Source organism: Solirhodobacter sp. (assembly GCF_964715405.1).
In genome coordinates this window covers 89,836-108,308 of record NZ_CBAICG010000003.1, presented here as the reverse complement: position 1 = coordinate 108,308, position 18,473 = coordinate 89,836, and the positions used below count along the sequence as shown (strand labels likewise).

General features: G+C 67.1%; 22 protein-coding genes. 9 read left to right on the top strand and 13 right to left on the bottom strand.

Translation table 11 applies throughout. The features are described from left to right. Positions 1-32: 32 nt before the first annotated feature. A complete protein-coding gene (rpoZ, locus tag AC11WY_RS02155) occupies positions 33-386 on the bottom strand; it encodes a DNA-directed RNA polymerase subunit omega (protein WP_482922066.1) in 354 nt (117 codons plus the stop codon). Positions 387-468: 82 nt separating this feature from the next. Next, positions 469-1,050: a 2-amino-4-hydroxy-6-hydroxymethyldihydropteridine diphosphokinase gene (folK, locus tag AC11WY_RS02150; RefSeq protein ID WP_482922064.1), complete on the bottom strand. Its 582-nt coding sequence runs from the start codon at positions 1,048-1,050 to the stop codon at positions 469-471. Positions 1,051-1,192: 142 nt separating this feature from the next. On the opposite strand from folK, the gene AC11WY_RS02145 reads away from it, so the two are divergent. From AC11WY_RS02145 to AC11WY_RS02125, 5 genes are all read left to right on the top strand, one after another. Then, a complete protein-coding gene (locus AC11WY_RS02145; protein ID WP_482922062.1) occupies positions 1,193-1,765 on the top strand; it encodes a LabA-like NYN domain-containing protein in 573 nt (190 codons plus the stop codon). Between the two features lie 83 nt (positions 1,766-1,848). Further along, positions 1,849-2,373 (top strand): hypothetical protein, encoded by a 525-nt coding sequence (locus AC11WY_RS02140; RefSeq protein ID WP_482922060.1) that lies wholly within the window; start codon positions 1,849-1,851, stop codon positions 2,371-2,373. A 54-nt stretch (positions 2,374-2,427) separates the two neighbouring features. Then, a complete protein-coding gene (ispH, locus tag AC11WY_RS02135) occupies positions 2,428-3,378 on the top strand; it encodes a 4-hydroxy-3-methylbut-2-enyl diphosphate reductase (RefSeq protein WP_482922058.1) in 951 nt (316 codons plus the stop codon). A gap of 66 nt (positions 3,379-3,444) precedes the next feature. After that, the gene (rnhA, locus tag AC11WY_RS02130) at positions 3,445-3,915 is read left to right on the top strand and encodes a ribonuclease HI (protein WP_482922056.1); all 471 of its coding nucleotides are present in this window, start codon (positions 3,445-3,447) and stop codon (positions 3,913-3,915) included. 52 nt (positions 3,916-3,967) lie between these two features. Next, positions 3,968-4,486 carry a transcriptional regulator gene (locus AC11WY_RS02125; protein WP_482922054.1) on the top strand — a complete coding sequence of 173 codons (519 nt, stop codon included), beginning with the start codon at positions 3,968-3,970 and terminating at the stop codon, positions 4,484-4,486. A gap of 2 nt (positions 4,487-4,488) precedes the next feature. On the opposite strand, the gene fmt is transcribed toward AC11WY_RS02125, so the two are convergent. The 4 genes from fmt to def (AC11WY_RS02105) are packed head-to-tail and all read right to left on the bottom strand — an operon-like array spanning position 4,489 to position 6,932. Further along, the gene (gene fmt, locus AC11WY_RS02120; RefSeq protein ID WP_482922052.1) at positions 4,489-5,385 is read right to left on the bottom strand and encodes a methionyl-tRNA formyltransferase; all 897 of its coding nucleotides are present in this window, start codon (positions 5,383-5,385) and stop codon (positions 4,489-4,491) included. Positions 5,386-5,407: 22 nt separating this feature from the next. Next, positions 5,408-5,911, bottom strand: a complete 504-nt coding sequence (def, locus tag AC11WY_RS02115) for a peptide deformylase (RefSeq protein ID WP_482922050.1) — start codon at positions 5,909-5,911, stop codon at positions 5,408-5,410. Further along, on the bottom strand, positions 5,908-6,414 hold the full coding sequence (def, locus tag AC11WY_RS02110; RefSeq protein WP_482922048.1) for a peptide deformylase: 507 nt from the start codon (positions 6,412-6,414) through the stop codon (positions 5,908-5,910). Before def (AC11WY_RS02110) ends, def (AC11WY_RS02115) begins: the two co-directional genes overlap by 4 nt. Then, the gene (def, locus tag AC11WY_RS02105; RefSeq protein WP_482922046.1) at positions 6,411-6,932 is read right to left on the bottom strand and encodes a peptide deformylase; all 522 of its coding nucleotides are present in this window, start codon (positions 6,930-6,932) and stop codon (positions 6,411-6,413) included. The genes def (AC11WY_RS02110) and def (AC11WY_RS02105) overlap by 4 nt, the downstream gene beginning before the upstream one ends. Positions 6,933-7,179: 247 nt before the next feature. Between def (AC11WY_RS02105) and AC11WY_RS02100 the strand changes: the two genes are divergently transcribed. Next, positions 7,180-8,352: a MalY/PatB family protein gene (locus AC11WY_RS02100; RefSeq protein WP_482922044.1), complete on the top strand. Its 1,173-nt coding sequence runs from the start codon at positions 7,180-7,182 to the stop codon at positions 8,350-8,352. Positions 8,353-8,355: 3 nt separating this feature from the next. On the opposite strand, the gene AC11WY_RS02095 is transcribed toward AC11WY_RS02100, so the two are convergent. Together AC11WY_RS02095 and dapA are read right to left on the bottom strand one after the other, a co-directional pair. Further along, a complete protein-coding gene (locus AC11WY_RS02095; protein ID WP_482922042.1) occupies positions 8,356-8,706 on the bottom strand; it encodes a hypothetical protein in 351 nt (116 codons plus the stop codon). 129 nt (positions 8,707-8,835) lie between these two features. Next, complete coding sequence (gene dapA / locus AC11WY_RS02090) at positions 8,836-9,720, bottom strand: 4-hydroxy-tetrahydrodipicolinate synthase (protein WP_482922040.1); 885 nt, start codon at positions 9,718-9,720, stop codon at positions 8,836-8,838. Positions 9,721-9,900: 180 nt separating this feature from the next. Here dapA and AC11WY_RS02085 point away from each other — a divergent pair, with 180 nt between their 5' ends. Beyond that, a complete protein-coding gene (locus AC11WY_RS02085; RefSeq protein WP_482922038.1) occupies positions 9,901-11,847 on the top strand; it encodes a lytic transglycosylase domain-containing protein in 1,947 nt (648 codons plus the stop codon). Here the strand turns inward: AC11WY_RS02085 and AC11WY_RS02080 are convergent. Both AC11WY_RS02080 and mnmC2 read right to left on the bottom strand, forming a co-directional pair. Beyond that, entirely contained in the window at positions 11,822-12,715 is an 894-nt protein-coding gene (locus tag AC11WY_RS02080; RefSeq protein ID WP_482922036.1) for a DMT family transporter, read from the bottom strand. The genes AC11WY_RS02085 and AC11WY_RS02080 overlap by 26 nt on opposite strands. Further along, the gene (mnmC2, locus tag AC11WY_RS02075; protein WP_482922034.1) at positions 12,712-13,392 is read right to left on the bottom strand and encodes a tRNA (5-methylaminomethyl-2-thiouridine)(34)-methyltransferase MnmC2; all 681 of its coding nucleotides are present in this window, start codon (positions 13,390-13,392) and stop codon (positions 12,712-12,714) included. Before mnmC2 ends, AC11WY_RS02080 begins: the two co-directional genes overlap by 4 nt. Before the next feature lie 48 nt (positions 13,393-13,440). Here mnmC2 and AC11WY_RS02070 point away from each other — a divergent pair, with 48 nt between their 5' ends. Next, a complete protein-coding gene (locus tag AC11WY_RS02070; protein ID WP_482922032.1) occupies positions 13,441-14,490 on the top strand; it encodes an NAD(P)/FAD-dependent oxidoreductase in 1,050 nt (349 codons plus the stop codon). Here the strand turns inward: AC11WY_RS02070 and AC11WY_RS02065 are convergent. From AC11WY_RS02065 to AC11WY_RS02055, 3 genes are all read right to left on the bottom strand, one after another. After that, the gene (locus AC11WY_RS02065; RefSeq protein WP_482922030.1) at positions 14,487-15,365 is read right to left on the bottom strand and encodes a glycosyltransferase family 2 protein; all 879 of its coding nucleotides are present in this window, start codon (positions 15,363-15,365) and stop codon (positions 14,487-14,489) included. The two genes, AC11WY_RS02070 and AC11WY_RS02065, sit on opposite strands and share 4 nt — an antisense overlap. Positions 15,366-15,445: 80 nt before the next feature. Next, positions 15,446-15,655, bottom strand: coding sequence for a hypothetical protein (locus tag AC11WY_RS02060; RefSeq protein WP_482922028.1), 210 nt, complete (start codon positions 15,653-15,655; stop codon positions 15,446-15,448). Positions 15,656-15,684: 29 nt separating this feature from the next. Next, positions 15,685-16,371, bottom strand: coding sequence for a sugar transferase (locus AC11WY_RS02055; protein WP_482922026.1), 687 nt, complete (start codon positions 16,369-16,371; stop codon positions 15,685-15,687). A 366-nt stretch (positions 16,372-16,737) separates the two neighbouring features. On the opposite strand from AC11WY_RS02055, the gene AC11WY_RS02050 reads away from it, so the two are divergent. Beyond that, positions 16,738-18,222 (top strand): oligosaccharide flippase family protein, encoded by a 1,485-nt coding sequence (locus AC11WY_RS02050; protein WP_482922024.1) that lies wholly within the window; start codon positions 16,738-16,740, stop codon positions 18,220-18,222. Positions 18,223-18,473 lie beyond the last annotated feature (251 nt).

Below are 18,473 nucleotides of genomic sequence, written 5' to 3'. Positions count from 1 at the left end.
AGGGGCCCGCGGCGTGGCGCCGCGGGGCTGCCTCAGTCTTCCCCCTGCGCCTGCATGAGGGCGCGGAGCAGTTTTTCCTCGGACATGTCGTCCTGGGCCGGGCGATCCATCTCGGACCCCATCAGAAGCGCCATCGAGTCGTCTTCCGGCTCGTCGACCTCGATCTGGGTCTGGTGGCTCTCGATCATCCGCTCGCGCAGCGCGCTGGCGGCCTGGGTTTCGTCCGCGATCTCGCGCAGGGCGACAACGGGGTTCTTGTCATTGTCGCGATCCACCGTCACCGGCGAGCCGGACTGGATCTCGCGCGCCCGGTGGGACGCAAGCATCACCAGTTCGAACCGGTTCGGAACCTTGTCAACGCAATCTTCGACCGTCACGCGGGCCATCGGCGACTCCAATATGGATTGGGGGCATGGAGGCGCTTGTTTACGGCCTCACAACACCCTTGACAAGCGAAGAATCCGGCCCTCAGTCCGGGGAAATCGGCCGCACCGCGTCACGCTCGGCCTGCGGCAGCCGCGCCAGCATCTCGGCCACCGTCAGGCCGAGCGCCGGATGCCGCCAGTCGGGTGCGATGTCGGCCAGCGGAACCAGCACGAACGCCCGCTCGTGCAGGCGCGGATGCGGCAGAATCAGCTCATCCGGGGCGCGGATCAGCCGCTGTTCCGGCGCCAGATCGCGCCAGAGCGCATGGGTCGCGTCATCGGGCAGCATCGCGTCACCACAGGCGAGCAGGTCGAGATCGAGCGTCCGCTGCCCCCAGCGCTGCACCCGCTCGCGCCCGAACTCGGCCTCGATCCGGTGCAGCCGGTCAAGCACGGCCCGGGGGGAAAGCTGCGGTGATATTCCCACACAGGCGTTCACATATTCGGGACCGGTCGCGTCGGGAAAGGCGGGTGTGCGGTACAACCGGCTGCGCGCTACAACCTCAAGCCCCGCAAGGGAAATCTGCGAAATCGCGGCCCGGATTGTCGCCTCCGGATCACCCGCCGAAGTCGCAAGATTTCCGCCCAGAGCCACCAGAGCGGGTGCATTCGGACGTTTCGTCACGTCATCCCTCCGGATTGCGGCACTTTCAACGGCTTTCGAATTATCATATTGTCAGGGTTCCGACCTCCGGGGACATCCCTTTTTCAAGCGAACTCACTTGCGAAAAATGGATGGTGAGGTCGCGATTTTGAAAGGGACCGCAATGTTTTACAAGGACGATCGTTTGGCGCTGTTCATTGATGGTTCCAACCTTTACGCCGCCGCCAAGGCGCTTGGGTTTGACATCGACTACAAGTTGCTCAGACAGGAATTCATGCGCCGCGGCAAGCTGTTGCGCGCGTTCTACTACACCGCCCTGCTGGAGAACGACGATTACTCGCCGATTCGCCCGCTGGTCGACTGGCTGCACTACAACGGCTTCTCGATGGTGACCAAGCCCGCCAAGGAATACATCGACAGCCAGGGCCGCCGGAAGGTCAAGGGCAACATGGACATCGAACTGACGGTCGATGCGATGGAACTGGCGCCGCGGGTCGATCACATCGTGCTCTTTTCCGGTGATGGCGACTTCAAGCCGCTGGTCGAAAGCCTGCAACGGCAGGGCGTGCGCGTCTCGGTCGTCTCGACCATCCGCAGCCAGCCGCCGATGATCGCCGACGAGTTGCGCCGCCAGGCCGACAACTTCATCGAGCTGGACGAGCTGCGCGACGTCATCGGCCGCCCGCCGCGCGAACCGCGCCCCGAACGTGAAGAGATCGCGGTCGCGGAGAAGTGACCGAAAGCCGGACGACACCTGAGCCGAGGCGGGAAACTGCCTCGGCTTTTGCATCTCTGCCAAGCCGCGATTTCGATGGCGGCTTGCTGCATCGGATGGTCTATCCGCTGACCGCAGCCGATGCGCTCGCCTATCTGACCCTGAAGCGCGAGCCTTCCGGGCGCGCCAAGGTGGCGATGGCGCTTTGGTTTCTGGCGGGCGGCGCGGCCAGCGGTCTGCTGCCGGAACGGCTGATGGGGCCAGAGGGGTCGTGGCAGGCCGTGGCGACCTTCCTCGGCGTCATGGTGCTGCAATTTGGCCTGCTGCTGGCGGCCCGTGCGCTGTGGCGGCGCTGGATCGCCCGGCGGATGGTGCCGTGCCCGGTGCAGGCCGAATTCGAGGAATGGATTGATTGCGTTGCTGGGACCGACATCAAGACCCTCGACTGCAGCTACCTGTCGCCCGAGTTGATCGGTCAGGTGCTGGACACGCCGACACATCTGTTCGTGCTGAACCATGACACGGCGATCGTTGTGCCCATCCGCGCCTTTGAAACCCCGCAAGCGGCCAAGGCGATGGCCGACTATCTGCGCACTTTGGCCGCCGGCCCCTATTACTTTGACGCCTGACGCTGGACGGCGCGGGCCCGGCGGCTTAGGTCTGGCTCAAATCCGAGAGCCCAGATGACCCTGCCGCCGTTGACCCTTTACCTCGCCGCGCCGCGCGGCTTCTGCGCGGGCGTGGACCGCGCGATCAAGATCGTCGAGATGGTGATCGCCAAATGGGGCGCGCCGGTCTATGTGCGCCACGAGATCGTGCACAACAAATACGTCGTGGACGGGCTGCGCGCCAAGGGTGCCGTGTTTGTCGAGGAGCTTGAGGACTGCCCGCCGGACCGGCCGGTGATCTTCTCGGCGCATGGCGTGCCGAAGTCGGTGCCCGCCGATGCGGCGGCGCGGCAGATGCTGTTCGTCGACGCCACCTGCCCGCTGGTGTCCAAGGTGCATGTCGAGGCCGAACGCCACCACGAGGGCGGGTTGCAGATGGTGATGATCGGCCACGCGGGCCATCCCGAGACGATCGGCACGATGGGCCAGTTGCCCGACGGCGAGGTGCTGCTGGTCGAAACTGCGGACGATGTCGCGGGCCTGACCGTGCGCGACCCCGCGCGGCTGGCCTTCATCACCCAGACGACGCTGTCGGTCGATGACACGGCCGGGATCGTCGCGGCGCTGAAGGCGCGCTTTCCCGCCATCGTCGGCCCGCACAAGGAGGATATCTGCTACGCCACCACCAACCGGCAGGCGGCGGTGAGAGAGATCGCGCCGCGGATCGACGCGCTGCTGGTGATCGGCGCGCCGAATTCGTCGAACTCGCGCCGCCTGGTCGAGGTCGGGCGCGCGGCGGGCTGCGGCTACGCGCAACTGGTGCAGCGCGCGGCCGAGATCGACTGGCGCGCGCTCGACGGCATCCGCACCGTCGGCGTCACCGCCGGCGCCTCGGCCCCCGAGGAACTGGTGACCGAGGTGATCGACGCCTTCCGCGCCCGCTTCGCGCTGACGGTGGAACTGGTCGAGACCGCGCGCGAGGACGTGGAGTTCAAGGTGCCCCGCATCCTGCGCGAGACGGTGTGAAGAGATCGACGACACGCGGTTGACGCCGCGCCAGCCGCCGCCTATCCCCGCCCGACGGAGGACACCATGCCCGACCTTTTCGCCTATACCGACGGCGCCTGCAGCGGCAACCCCGGCCCCGGTGGCTGGGGCGTGCTGATGCGCGCGCGCGAGGGCGGCGCGGTGGTGAAGGAACGTACGCTTTCCGGCGGCGAGGCGCTGACCACCAACAACCGGATGGAACTGATGGCCGCGATCTCGGCGCTGGAGGCGCTGGCGCGGCCGTCCGTGATCACCGTGGTGACCGACAGCGCCTATGTGAAGAACGGCATCACCGAATGGATGTTCGGCTGGAAGCGCAAGGGCTGGAAGACCTCGGCCAACAAGCCGGTGAAGAACGACGACCTCTGGCGCAGACTGGATGAGGCGCAGGCGCGCCACACCGTGCGCTGGGAATGGATCAAGGGCCACGCCGGGCACGCCGAAAACGAATGCGCCGACGAGTTGGCCCGCGCAGGCATGGCACCGTTCAAGCCAAAATCGACGGCTAGGGTCTGATCCCGCCGCTGCGACGGCTTTACAGAAATCTTCGTTCGCCTACACTCGGCCCATGTCACGCGCCCGCACCATATCGGACGAGACGATTCATGCGGCCCTGCGCGGGATGCTGGCCGGGGGCGGTGACAAGGCCGTGTCCTTCGCCGCGGTCGGTCAGGCCACCGGCCTTGCCGCCTCGACGCTGGCCCAGCGTTTCGGCACGCGCGACGGGATGGTCCGTGCCGCGCTCCTTGAGGGCTGGGACAGGGTTGACGCCGCGACCACAACCGCCGAGGGCGAAACCCCGGTGTCCGCCAAGGCGGTGCCGACTCTGCTCAAGCTCATCGGGCGCGACATGGAGTCCGAAATCTCGGTGCTGGTGACCAATCTGCGCGACGCGGTTCTGCGCGAGCGGGCCGAAGCCTGGCGTGCCCGCGTCGAGGCGGCCATCGCGCTACGGCTGGGCGGCGGCGGCGAGAAGACCCGGGAAAGCGCCGCGATGATCTTTGCCGCCTGGCAGGGGCGGCTGTTGTGGTCGCGCCCCGGCGACGCCGGGTTCAAGCTGAAGGACGCGATCAAGCGGCTTGGCTGATGTCAGCCCAGACGATCCGGCAGCGCCCAGCCGTTCAGCAACTCGTCGGCCGTCATCGGCCGCTTGCCCTCGCGCTGCGCCAGCGTCACCTCGACCGCGCCGGTGCCGCAGGCGATGGTCAGCCCGTGCAGCACTTGCCCCGGCGCGCCCTGCCCTGTCGCCAGATGCGAGCGCAGAAGCTTAAGCCGCTCGCCCGCGACCGTGACCCAGGCGCCGGGAAAGGGCGACAGGCCGCGGATCTGGCGATCCACCTCCACCGCGGGGCGCGCGAAATCCACCCGCGCCTCGGCCTTGTCGATCTTGGCGGCATAGGTCACGCCTTCGGCCGGTTGCGGCGCTGGCGTCAGCGCATCCAGCCGGTCCAGCGCCGTGATGATCGCCGCGGCCCCGATCGCCGCCAGCCGGTCGTGCAGCTCGGCAGTGGTTTCCTCAGGCCCGATCACCGTCGCCTCGCGCAACAGCACCGGGCCGGTATCCAGCCCCTCGTCCATCCGCATGATGCAGACGCCGGTCTCGGCATCGCCCGACAGGATTGCGCGATGGATCGGTGCCGCCCCGCGCCAGCGCGGCAACAGCGAAGCATGGATGTTCAGGCAGCCCCGGGCGGGCGCGTCGAGGATCGCCTTCGGCAGGATCAGCCCGTAGGCGACCACCACCGCCACATCGGCCTTCAGCGCGGCAAACCCGGCCTGCACCTCGGCACCCTTCAGGCTGACCGGGTGCCGGACCGGCAGGCCCAGCGCCTCGGCCCGCGCCTGCACCGGGCTGGGCCGGTCCTTCTTGCCGCGCCCGGCGGGCCGGGGCGGCTGGCAGTAGACGCAGACGACCTCATGACGGGCCTGAAGCGCGTCGAGCACCGGCACCGAAAACGCGGGCGTGCCCATGAAGACCACTCTCATGCGCACGCCTCCGGCATGACTCTCATGCGCGCCGCCCCGGCTTCTGCGCCCTGGCGATCAGCATCTTGCGCTTCAGCGCCGACAGAAGGTCGAAATACATCCGCCCGTTCAGGTGGTCGATCTGATGCTGCACGCTGGTCGCCCAGAGGCCGACGAAATCACGCTCTTCGACCGCACCGGCCTCGTTCAGAAACCGCACCGTCACCGCGCGCGGCCGTGAAATGACAGCCGAGACGCCGGGCAGGTTCGGGCTGGCCTCTTCGTGCTCGCGGAACTGGCCCGAGGCGTGCAGCACCTCGGGGTTGGCCATTTTCACCGCCTGCCCGCGCGCATCGGAACAATCCACCACCGCCAGCCGCAGCATCACGCCGATCTGCGGCGCGCCCAGGCCGTAGCCCGGCATCGCGTCCATCGTCTCGACCATGTCGGCCCAGATCGCGCGGATCTCGTCAGTTACCGCCACCACCGGGGCGGCGGCGGTCCGCAACCGGGGATCCGGCCAGCGCACAAAGGGGCGCTGGGTCATTTCCCCTCCATCGCGGCCAGCACCGGGGCGATCATCTCGCGCACTTCGGGGTCAAGCCGGTCGATGCACAGGATGCCATCCAGATGGTCGCGCTCGTGCTGCACGCAGGTGGCGGCAAAGCCGGTGAACGTCTCCTCGCGCCGCGCGCCATCCAGCCCGGTGAAGCGCAGCACCACCTCGGCCGGGCGTTGCAGCCCCAGGGTGAACCCCGGCAGCGACAGGCACCCCTCTTCGCGCGCCACAAGGGTATCGCTCGCCGACACGATTTCGGGATCAAGCATCACGCGCGGGTCGGGAGTGCCGTCCTTCCAGGTGCAGTCCATCACGAAGATGCGCCGCATCTCGCCGATCTGCGGTCCGGCAAGACCCCGGCCCGGCGCCGCATACATGATGCGCAGCATCTCCTCGGCCAGCGCGCGCACCTCATCGGTCACGTCACCCACGGGTTCGGCCACCACGCGCAGGCGCGGATCGGGCCAGAGCAGGATCGGGCGGTCGCTCATCCCCGCGCCCTCTCGCGCTTCAGCTTTTCCATCCGCCGGGTGATCATCTGGCGCTTGAGCGGGCGCAGGTAGTCGATGAACAGCCTGCCATCAAGGTGGTCGATCTCGTGCTGCACGCAGGTCGCCCAGAGGCCCTTGAACGCTTCCTCCATCTCGCGCCCGTCAAGCCCGGTCCAGCGCACGCGCACCTCGGCAGGGCGTTCGACGTCGGCATATTGCTCGGGGATCGACAAGCAACCCTCTTCATAGGTGCTGCGCTCGTCCGACGACCAGGTGATGACCGGGTTGATCAGCACCATCGGACGTGGCGGGGTTTCCGGATCTTTCACGCAATCCATCACCAGCAGGCGCTTCATCACCGCCACCTGCGGCGCGGCAAGGCCGATGCCGGGCGCGTCGTACATCGTTTCAAGCATGTCCTCGGCCAGCTTGCCGATCTCGAGCGAGATGACGGCAACCGGGTCGCACAGCTTCTTCAGCCGCGGGTCGGGATGGATCAGGATATCACGAACGCTCATGCCCCGGATTTAGGCGATCATTGCCAGCCGCGCAACGGCTGCGACAGCTTTGCAGCGCGGTGCTGCACCCGGAACGCAGTTCCGCCTTTCGGGCCAGACTGCGACGATCCTTCCGATCTGCCCCATTTCCTCGCGACGGCGTTCCGTGCTAGCCAGCCAATGCGGAACAATCTTGCCCTGGCGCCCCGACCTCACGCCCTTGCGCGTGCCTGATCAGCGGCTAGGGTTGGCGAAAAGAGGAGCATCCATGTCGTTCGACGAGATCATCAACCGCCGCGGCACCCATTCCGCGAAATGGGACGCGATGGAAAAACTCTATGGTGTGCCCGCCGATACCGGCATCGCCATGTGGGTGGCCGACATGGACTTCCGTCCCCCGGCCTGCGTCACCACCGCGTTGCAGGGCATGATCGACCACGGCATCTACGGCTACTTCGGCGACGACCGCGCCTACCTTGATGCGATCCGCTGGTGGATGGCCACCCGCCACGGCTGGGACGTGCAGCCCGAGTGGATCTTCACCACCCACGGTCTGGTCAACGGCACCGGGATATGCGTCGACGCCTTCACCCAGCCGGGCGACGGGGTCGTGTTGTTCACCCCGGTCTACCACGCCTTTGCCCGCGTCATCAAAGCGGCCGGGCGCAAGGTGGTGGAATGCCCGCTGATCGACGCCTCCGGCCGCTACGAGATGGACTTCGACACCTACGACGCGATGATGACCGGCAGCGAGACGATGCTGATCCTGTGTTCGCCGCACAACCCCGGCGGCCGGGTCTGGACCGAGACCGAATTGCAGGCTGTCGCGGCCTTCGCCCAGCGCCACAACCTGATCGTGGTGTCGGACGAGATTCACCACGACCTCGTCTTCCCCGGCCAGAAGCACACCGTGATGGCCAAGGCGGTGCCGGACATCATGGACCGCCTGGTGATGATGACCGCCACCACCAAGACCTTCAACATCGCGGGCGGCCACACTGGCAATGTCATCATCCCGGACCCGGCCCTGCGCGCGCGCTTTGCCGGGCGGATGGCGGCGCTTGGCATTTCGGCCAATTCCTTCGGGCTGACGATGGCCACCGCGGCCTATTCCGAGGAAGGCGCCCGTTGGGTTGATGACCTGGTCGCCTACCTGGACCAGAACCGCCGGGTGTTCGACGCAGGGGTCAATGCGATCCCCGGCGTCACCTCGATGCCGCTCGAATCGACCTACCTCGCCTGGGTCGATTTCTCCGGCACCGGGATGGCGCCGGAAGAGTTCATCGCGCGGGTGGAACGGCAGGGCCAGATCGCGGTGAACTACGGCGCCAGCTTCGGGCGCGGCGGTGAAGCCTTCCTGCGCTTCAACATCGCGACCCCGAGAAGTCTGGTCGTCGAAGCGGTGGAACGGTTGCACAAAGCCTTCGCCGACCTTCAGTAGCGGTCACGCGCGGGGCAGCAGGCCCACCGGTGCGTTCTCGTCGCGCTCGAAGTCTAGCGGGGCGCGGTCCAGCGCCTCGGTTGCCCATTTGAAGTCGCACACGATCTCTCCCCCGGCTTCGGCCGAGGCGACGATCAGGCACTGCCGCAGATGGCGCGAACCCTCGTAGATGTCGACCAGCCCGCGCAGATGCGGCGCGGTGGTGGCGTCGAGCGCGAAGCCCGTATCCCAGATCCGCAGGATCGGGTGCACCGCGTCGCCCACATGAACCCGCAGACGCGAGCGGCGTTTGTCGTCGCGTTTTCGGGCCGCTTCCAGCCCTTCGCGCACATCCTTGGGCAAATGTTCCAGCATCGACCATGCCTCCCTGGAGGTTAGGTCTGCGCAGCAACGTGTTAAAATCAAGACAACGGCAAGCGTTGCGCGAAAAGCGCACCCCGCGTTGCGAAAATGTAACGGCCCGGATCCGGGCCGTTGCAAGCCCTAGTTGAGCAGCCCCGCAAACCGCATCGCGGCATCCATCCGCGCCTTGGTCGCATCCGTCAGCCCGACCAGCGGCAGCCGCACCTCGTCGGAACACAGGCCCAGCCGCGACAGGCCGTATTTCGCGCCCACCAACCCCGGTTCGAGGAAGATCGCGATGTGCAGCGGCATCAGCCGGTCTTGCAGGTCCAGCGCCTTGGCATAATCGCCGGCCAGCGTCGCCGCCTGAAACTCGGCGCAGAGCCGGGGCGCCACGTTCGCGGTCACCGAAATGCAGCCCACGCCGCCATGCGCGTTGAAGCCCAGCGCGGTGCCATCCTCGCCGGACAACTGGATGAAATCCGTACCGCAGGTGATGCGCTGCTTGGGCACCCGGCTCAGGTCGCCGGTCGCGTCCTTCACGCCAACGATGCGCGGCAGCCTGGCCAGTTCGCCCATCGTCTCGGGCGACATGTCCACCACGGACCGGCCGGGGATGTTGTAGATGATGATCGGCAGGGCGCAGGCGTCGTGCACTGCGGTGAAATGCGCGATCAGCCCGGCCTGCGTCGGCTTGTTGTAATAGGGTGTCACCACCAGCGCCGCATCGGCGCCGACCTTTTCGGCGTGACGCGCCAGCCGGATCGCCTCGGTCGTGTTGTTCGACCCGGCCCCGGCGATCACCGGCACCCGGCCCGCGACCGCCTTGACGACCTCTTCCACCACGCGCTCATGCTCGTCATGGCTCAGCGTCGGGCTTTCCCCGGTCGTGCCCACCGGCACGATGCCCGAAGACCCCTCGGCGATGTGCCAGTCGACAAGTTTCTTCAGCGTATCCAGATCCAGGGCGCCGTTCTTGAACGGCGTCACCAGGGCGGGCATCGACCCATTGATCCCTTTGATCATGACACGCTTCTCCTGTCTTGGGCGCGCTCTGAGTCGCCCGGCTGCAAACCCGGCGGACCCTAGCCCCGACGCGGCGGCTTGCCAAGTTTGTGTGTTGCGATTGCGCCGCATCCCGATACACTTGAGCCGAGCCCCAGATCACACGCCCTCAGCACACGCCCTCGCGTTTCTTTTGAAAGCATGCATTCCATCATACGCCTGTTCCCCGCGTTTCTCGCCGCCCTCACGCTTGCCGGTCCGCTCGGCGCCCAGACCAGCGCCGCGGGCGCGGCCCTGGCCGATGCGCTGCAACTGGCCGATCAGCAGAACTGGGACGCCGCCGAGGCCAGCGCGCAACAGGCCGGGCCGCTCGGCCCCGAGATCATCGAATGGGACCGCCTGCGCGGCGGCGACGGCGCGTTTTCCGACTACGTCACCTTTCTGCGCCGCCACCCGGATTGGCCCGGTCTGTCCTATCTGCGTCTGAAAGGCGAGGCGACGATCACCGCCGCTGTGCCGGTGGCCGATGTGCTGGCCTTTTTCGCGGCCGACCTGCCGCACACGGCCGCCGGGTCGCTGGCGTTCCAGACCGCGCTGCAAGCCAGCGGAAAGACAACCGAGGCCACGGCCGAGGCACGCCGGGCCTGGCTCACGCTAACCTATGCCGCCGACGAGCAGGCCGCCGAAACGGCCGCCTTCGGCCCCGTGCTGAAGGGGCTGAACGACAAGCGGCTTGACATGCTGCTGTGGCGCGGTCGGACAACCGAGGCCGCGCGGATGTTGCCGCTGGCGAGTCCGGGGCCACAGGCGCTCGGCACCGCGCGAATCGCGCTGCAGACCCAGGGGAAGGGCGTTGACGGGCTGGTGGCCGCCGTCCCGGCCGCCTTGCAGGCCGATCCGGGGCTGGCGCATGACCGGTTCGCCTATCGCTTTGCCAAGGGTAACCTCGACGGCGCCGCCGATCTGCTGTTGCAGTCGTCGGCGTCCGCCAAGACACTGGGCGACCCCTCCGCATGGGCCAACGCGCGCGCCCGCCTCGCGCGGCGCGAGATGACGGGGGGCGATCCCCAACGGGCCTACCGGCTGGCGGCGAACGATTTCCTGACCTCGGGCGGCGACTACGCCGACCTCGAATTCCTCGCGGGCTACATCGCGCTGCAAAAACTGCACGATCCGAAAACCGCGCTGGCGCATTTCCGCAATCTTGGCAACGGGGTGACGACGCCGATCAGCCTGGCCCGCGCCGCCTATTGGGAAGGCCGCGCCGCCGAGGCGATGGGCGACGCTGCCGCCGCCAGGGCCGCCTATGCGAGGGGCGCGCAATACCAGACCGCCTTCTATGGACTCATGTCGGCCGAAAAGGCCGGCTTGCCGCTTGACCCTGCGCTGCTGAACGGCGACCTGCCCGACTGGCATGGCGCCGCGTTCCTGCAAAACTCGGCGTTGCAGGCGGGCTTGCTGTTGCAGAAGGCGGGCGACCGGACGCTGGCCAAGCGGTTCTTCCTGCATGTGGCGGACGGGCTCGACGCGACCGGCCTCGGGCAGTTGGCGAACCTCGCGCTCAGCCTGGGCGAGCCGCATATCGGCGTGCTCATCGCCAAGAAGGCGGCCGACCGCAACATCATCCTGCCGCGCGCCTATTTCCCGCTGACCGACCTTGCCAAGGCGCAACTGCCAGTGCCGGTCGATCTCGCGCTGGCGATCGCGCGGCGCGAAAGCGAGTTCGACGAGACGGTGGTCAGCCCGGCGGGCGCGCTGGGGCTGATGCAGGTGATGCCCGACACGGCGCGCCGCATGGCGAACTCCGTCGGGGTCGGCTACGACATGGCCCGCCTGACGCAGGACGCGGATTACAACGCAACGCTCGGCAGCGCCTATCTGGCCAAGCTGATCGGCCAGTTCGGCCCCGCCCTGACGCTGGTCGCCTCGGGCTACAACGCCGGCCCGAACCGGGCAAGCGCCTGGATCGCCCAGTTGGGCGACCCGCGCGAGCCCGGCGTGGACCCGGTCGACTGGATCGAAAGCGTCCCGTTCACCGAAACCCGCGACTACATCATGCGGGTGTCGGAAAGCTACGAGGTCTACCGCGCCAAGCTGGCGGGGAAATCGCTGCCGATCCGGCTTACGGCTGAACTGAAGGGGCAATAGTCGCCGCCTTCATGCGCGCGCGCCACAGCGTGAAAAGCCCCGCCGACACCACCACGACCGCGCCGATCACCGTGTTCAGGTGCAGCGCATCGCCGAAGACGCCGACCCCCATCGCAGAGGCGAAGGGCAGTTGCAGAAAGGCGAAGGGCTGAATCGCGCTGGCCTCGGCCACCTCGAACGCGCGGATCAACAGCCAGTGGCCCAACAGCGCCGTGCAGCACAGCATCCCCATCATCCCCCAGTCGGGGCCCGTCATCGGCTGCCAGAACCACAGGCCCACCGCCGTCATCGCCACCGCGCCAGAAACGCCGGTCCAGAAGAAACTGACGGCGGCGGGGTCTTTCCGCGCCACATGGCGCGTCAGCAGACCGTAGAGCGCGAACATGAAGGCCGAGATCAGCGGCAGCACCGCCCAGGGTGAGAACACCGCGGCGCCGGGTTTGAGGATGATCAGCACGCCGACAAAGCCGATGGCGATCGCCGTCCAGCGCCGCCAGCCGACCTTTTCGCCCAGCACCGGGCCGGACAGCGCCGCGACCAGCAGCGGGTAACAGGTGAAGATCGAGTGGCTTTCCACCAGCCCGAGATGCGTGAAGGCCAGCACCATGATCACCACCTCGGCCGCCAGCAGCAGGCCGCGGAAAATCTGCACGACGGGCTGCCGGGTGGCCACCGCGCGCGCAATCCCGCCGGGGCTGCGGGCCGTGGTGACCATGACGAACGCGGCGAAGAACCAGAACCGGATCATCACCACCATGTAGACGTTGTAGGCACCGGCAAGGTGGCGCGACAGGCCGTCCTGCAACGCAAAGACGATGGTCGTGGCGATCATCAGGATGATCCCCAGCCGGGTATTCTGTTCGGTCATCGGTTCCGCCAGCCTGCGGTCATGTGCCGTTTGGCCCCATGTCCCGGTCGCCGCTCTACCTGAAATCCGGCCGCCTGCAAGCCTCGGCGGACAAACCCCGCCGCAGTGTAGGTGGCAAAGCTGCCACCTGGCGCGGTATGGGCCGCGACCTCGGCCAGCAGCGGTTCCGCCCACAACTCGGGGTTCCTGGCGGGCGAGAACCCGTCAAGGAACCACGCATCCGCCTGGCCCGCCCAGCGAGGCAGCGTGTCGCGCGCGTCGCCAAGGATCACCGTGACCCGGACCCCGAACAGGTCGATCACCCTTTGCCCGGCCCGCCAGGGGTCGAGGAACGGCGCCGCGACGGCCTCCGCCTCGGGGAAGGACGTCAGCGCGCGGGCGATATCATCGGCGGCCATCGGGAAGGCCTCGAAGCTGGTGTAGTGCAACCGCCCCGGCACCCCGGCGGCCGACCAGGCGAGCACGGTGGCCAGCATGTTCAGCCCGGTGCCGAACCCCAGTTCCGCGACGCGGAAGCCGTCGTGAAACCGCTCGGGCAGCCCGTTCCCGGCCAGAAAGACGTGCCTCGTTTCCGCCAGCCCGTCATTGCGCGAGAAATACGGGTCGCCGAACCGGGTCGAGACGGGAACGCCGCCCTCGCCCCATGTCAATTCCGCCGTCTGGCCCTGCTCGCCCATTTGCCCTACACCCCGTCCGGGGCGCGACAATGCGGAAGGGCGCGGGGAATGGCAACGCCGGACGTCACGGTGATGGGCGGCGGCATCTTCGGCCTGTCGGTTGCCCATGCCTGCGCGCTGCGTGGCGCCCGTGTCCGGCTGATCGAGCGTCGCGCCATCGGCGCGGGGTCGAGCGGCGGTCTGGTCGGTGCGCTTGCCCCGCATGTGCCGGAACAGTGGAACGCCAAGAAGCAGTTCCAGCTCGACAGCCTCTTGATGGCCGAAGACTACTGGCGGGGGGCGGAGGCGCTGACCGGCCTGTCCTCGGGCTATGCCCGCACTGGCCGGCTGCAACCGCTGGCCGATGACCGCGCGGTGGCAAGCGCCCGCGCGCGGGCCGAGGGTGCGCGGGCGATCTGGGGCGACCGTGCCCAATGGTCGGTGATCCCGACGGCGGGGCTTTCCGGCTGGGCCCCCGATACGCCCACCGGCCTGATGACCCACGACACGCTCAGCGCCCGGATGCACCCGCGCCGCGCCGCCGCCGTGCTGGCCGCGGCAGTGCTGGCGCTGGGGGGTGAGATCGTTCTGGGCGAGGGTGAAGCAAAGGGCGCCGTGCTCTGGGCGACCGGCCATCAGGGTCTGGCCGACCTTTCGCAGGCGCTCGGCCGACCCGTCGGCAACGGCGTCAAGGGGCAGTCGCTGAGCCTTGCCCACGACGCGGGCGACCTGCCGCAGCTTTTCATCGACGGCCTGCACCTCGTGCCCCATGACGACGGCACCGTCGCCATCGGATCGACCAGCGAGCGCAGCTTCGACGCCCCCGACACCACCGATGCGCAGTGCGACGCCCTGCTCGCCCGCGCCATTGCCGCGGTTCCGGCCCTGGCCGCCGCGCCGGTGGTGGAGCGTTGGGCCGGGGTCCGCCCCCGCGCCGCGACCCGTGCGCCGATGCTCGGGCCCTGGCCGGGCCGACCGGGTCATTTCATCGCCAACGGCGGCTTCAAGATCGGCTTCGGCATCGCCCCCAAGGTCGGCGCGGTCATGGCCGACCTGATGCTTGCGGGCCGCGATTCGATCCCCGACGGGTTTCGCGTCGAGGCCAGCCTGTGTAACTAGCGCAGTGACAGCGCGCGCTCTGGCGCCATCCGTCCGGTCACCAGATCACGCAGCGCCAGCAGGTTGCCCTTCAGGCGTCCGCGCCGGTCGATCCAGGGCTCCGGCCGCACCCCCCGCAACAGGTTGGTGCCGACGTTCTGCGCCATCATCCGGAACGCCCGGCCTGGGCTCATCGTGCCCTTGCGGATCAGGTAGGCCGGGTTGGCGATCTGCGAATAGCCCAGGCAGACGCCCTTCGTCCGCCCGGTCTTGGTGCCGAGGTGCACACCGGTCAGCGCGGTGGACCGCACGATCCGCCCCTCGGCCGAAAGTCGGCGCGAGAAATCGACATCTTCCAGCCAGCCATAAAGCGGCAGCCGTTCGTCAAAGCGCAGACCGCGCTCCAGCACCGGCCGGGCGCGGATCGCCATGTTGCAGCCATAGCCGTTGTAGGTGTCGGTCAGCGCGCGCACCGCGGGGGGTGCCGCCTGCGCCAGTTTCGCATGCCCTTCGGCAACGTCATAGCCGGGGCCGCCGATCCCGTCCGACAGCACGGTGCCGGTGGCCATCACCACATCCGGATTGAGGTGGAACAGCCGCAGCGTCTGCTCGATGTAATCGGGCGCCATCAGGAAATCGTCGTCGATCAGCAACAGCACGTCATCGGGGCGCAACAGTTCCAGCGCGCGATTGCGCTGTGCACAAAGCCCGCGCGGCCCGTTCACCACCAGCTTGGGGCACTCGAACGGCTCCAGCACGCGCGGATCGACATCTTCCGGCGCCGCCACGCTGAGCACGATCAGGTCCGGCGATCGGGTCTGGCGCAAAAGGTCCGGGATCGTCCCGGCCAGAATCTTTGCCCGCCCGGTCGTCGCAATGGCCAGAACCAGCCGCATTTTGGCCAGATTGCCGTAACTACACTCCCCCAGATTGAAATCCCGAGTGTGTTCCGCGTGACTTTGGCGTATGATCCCGGTCATCGCCAGTCCACGCGCAGACAAAGGCCGAAGTTCATGCCCGTGCCCCAGGAGTCCACCGAACGGCAAGGATTGATGCGCGCCCCCGGCGAATTTTCCGGGTTTGCCGCGAACAGCGCCTGCCCCGAATGGCTGCGATCGGTGCCTGCGGCCCAGTTGCGTCTGGCCGTGATCGTCGGGTGCATGGCGTTTTGGGCCGCGGTCGGCATGTCCGTCGTCTCTGCCATTTGAGTGGGCGCTAGCGAGCGCCGTCAGACCCGAGGACAACCTTGATCGTCCTCAGGATGATAACGATATCGGTGCCAAAGCTCCAGTTGCGAACATACTCGACATCCAGGGCAACGCGCTCGTCATAGGTCGTGTTGCTGCGCCCGTGGGCCTGCCATGCGCCCGTGATTCCGGGCAGGACGGCAAGATAATCCCGAATGTGCTCGCCGTAGTGGTGGCATTCCTCGGTCACGATCGGGCGCGGCCCCACGATCGACATATCTCCCTTCAACACGTTCCACAGTTGCGGAAGCTCGTCGAGGCTTGTCTTCCTCAGGATCGCACCAAGGCGTGTCACCCGCGGATCAACTCTAAGCTTCCGGTTGCTGTCCCATTCCTCCCGGGCGGCAGGATCGTTTGCGATCAACGTGGCCAGGATGGCCTCGCTGTTGCGCGACATGGTCCTGAACTTGTAGCACCGGAAGAGGCGACCGCCGCGCCCGACCCGCTCATGCGCGAAGATCACCGGCGCACCTTCCGTCACGGCGATGACAAGGGCGGTCAGCAGCAGGAACGGCGCAAAGAACACCAGACCGGCCAGGGCGGAAACCTTGTCGAACACCCTTTTTGTCAAGGGGACATGGCCAAGACCCGGCAGGACGCTTTCGCCCGGCCTGCCGATGGCGATGACATCCCCGCCCGAAAAGCTTCGGTCCATGTTCTTTGTCATACGCCGCGAACCAACATCATGGCCCTCCGATAAGGACTGCCAAGCCGAATCATACCCAGTTCCATTTATAGGGAACTGGTCGCCCACCCTTTAGGCCGTTGTTAGTAATTGTGTGTTTCGAAGCGCGAAACGGTGCCTGGAATCGGTAAGATTTCAATATATCATATTGAAATAGCGATATTTATTAAGAAGCCTTGTCGCGTTTCCGGCCCCGTTTGCCGACTGCTCCCATTCGAATCCCATAAACCTGATTGAATCGCACCCTTCCGCCGACGATATTGGGGCCACGGCAGCCTCGGGGGCGTTCGGCGGGTCGTGTGCGCGCGTTGGCGGGAAGCCATTGAGGGCCGGAGCATGACTGACACACCCGAGGACACTGGCCGTGAGGCCGCCAGAGAGACCATTGGCGGCGGGGCATGGACGGTGGCCGAGCGCATCATCGCCCAGGCCAGTCAGTTGATCCTGTTCGTGGCAGCCGCCCGTGTCCTGAGCCCCGCCGAATTCGGCATGTTCGCCCTCGTGTCAACCTGTGCGCTGCTGTTCCTGCGCATGGCCGAGGTCGGCTGGGCGCCCTACATCATGTCCTGGCATGGCGACGATACCGTTCCGCGTCAGGTCGTGATGGTGTCCATCTTCACCGGGCTGGGATTCGGGCTGTTCGGCGCGGTGGTCGGGGTCGGCTGGCTGCTGCTGGGTCTCGGCACGGTGACGGCGCATCTGATCCTGCTGTTCTCGCTCTGGGTGGTGATCGCCACCACCTGCTCGGCGCAGAAGGGCATGATGATCTGGCGCGACGGGTTGCGCGGCTCGGCGATCGCCGAAAGCGTGGGCGAGATCGTCGGCATGGTCGTGGCAATCATCACCCTTTACCGCGGCTTCGGCGTCTATGCGCTGGTGTTCGGGCGGCTGGCCTATCAGGCCACACATCTCGCCATCAGCTTCGTGGTCACGAACCGGGCACCGCTGTTCGGGATGCCTGCGCAAGAATTGCGCGCCCTCGGCCGATATTCGTGGCAGATCTTCTCCAGCCGGTTCATCGCGAACCTGCGGCTCTACATCGCCACCTTCATCATCGGGGCCTTCCTCGGACCGGCGCCGGTCGGCTACTACCGTGCGGCACAACGACTTGTGGGCTCGATCGCCGAAATCATCGGCGCGCCCAGCCTCGTGCTCGCCTGGAGCATGTTCCGCCAGGCACGCGACGAACACGGCGTGCGGACGCGCGGGTTTCAGCTCCAGGCCAACCTCTACTTCAAGCTGCTCTTCGCGATCGGGCTGCCGGTCTTCATCTGGCTGACGCTGATGGGCGAGGATCTGATCTCGGGACTGCTGGGGCCGAAGTGGTTGCCCGCGCTGCCCCTGGTCGGCATCCTGGCGCTGGCCCGAGCCCTGTCGCTGCCCGGGGCCGCGATCGAGCCGATCCTCTCCCTGAACGGCGAGATCGGGCGGCTTCCCCTGTTCAGCTTCGTGCTTCTGGTGATGACGGTCGTGCTGACGGCGTCGGGTGCCGCCATGGGCCTGACGGCGGTGGCATGGTCCCAGGTTCTGGCGGCCCTGATCGCAGCGGTCGCAACCAACCGGATCCTGCGCAAGCACGGCGGCATCGACTGGCGCGAGATCCTGGTGGAAGCGCGGCGGTTGGTGCCGCCGGTCCTGCTGGGCAGCGTGGTGATCCTGTTGGCCCGCGAACTTCCGGCCTTTCAGGCCCTGCCCGCGCTGGCGCGCGCCTTCGGCGTCATCGTGCCCGCGATGGCGGTCTATCTGCTGGCGCTGACGGCAACCGAACCGGCGGTGCGCGACATCACGGTGTCGATGCTGCGCCGCCGCATCCGGGCCTGATCCCTGCCATACCGACACTGCCGGACCGCGTCACCGTCAGCGGGTGGCCAGACTCTGTCCATCTTGCCCGCCCTCGCCCGCCGCCAGATTGAACCGAAACAGTTTGTTTCCGACTCCATGAATATCCTCTCGGCGCCTGGATAAAACGTTAATGATTTCCTACCGTTGCAAAGAATTTGAAACAATCCGACCGTCATTGGCAACGGTGTCGCCAATCCCCACCCGTGCTCTCCGTTGACTCATTTTCCGCA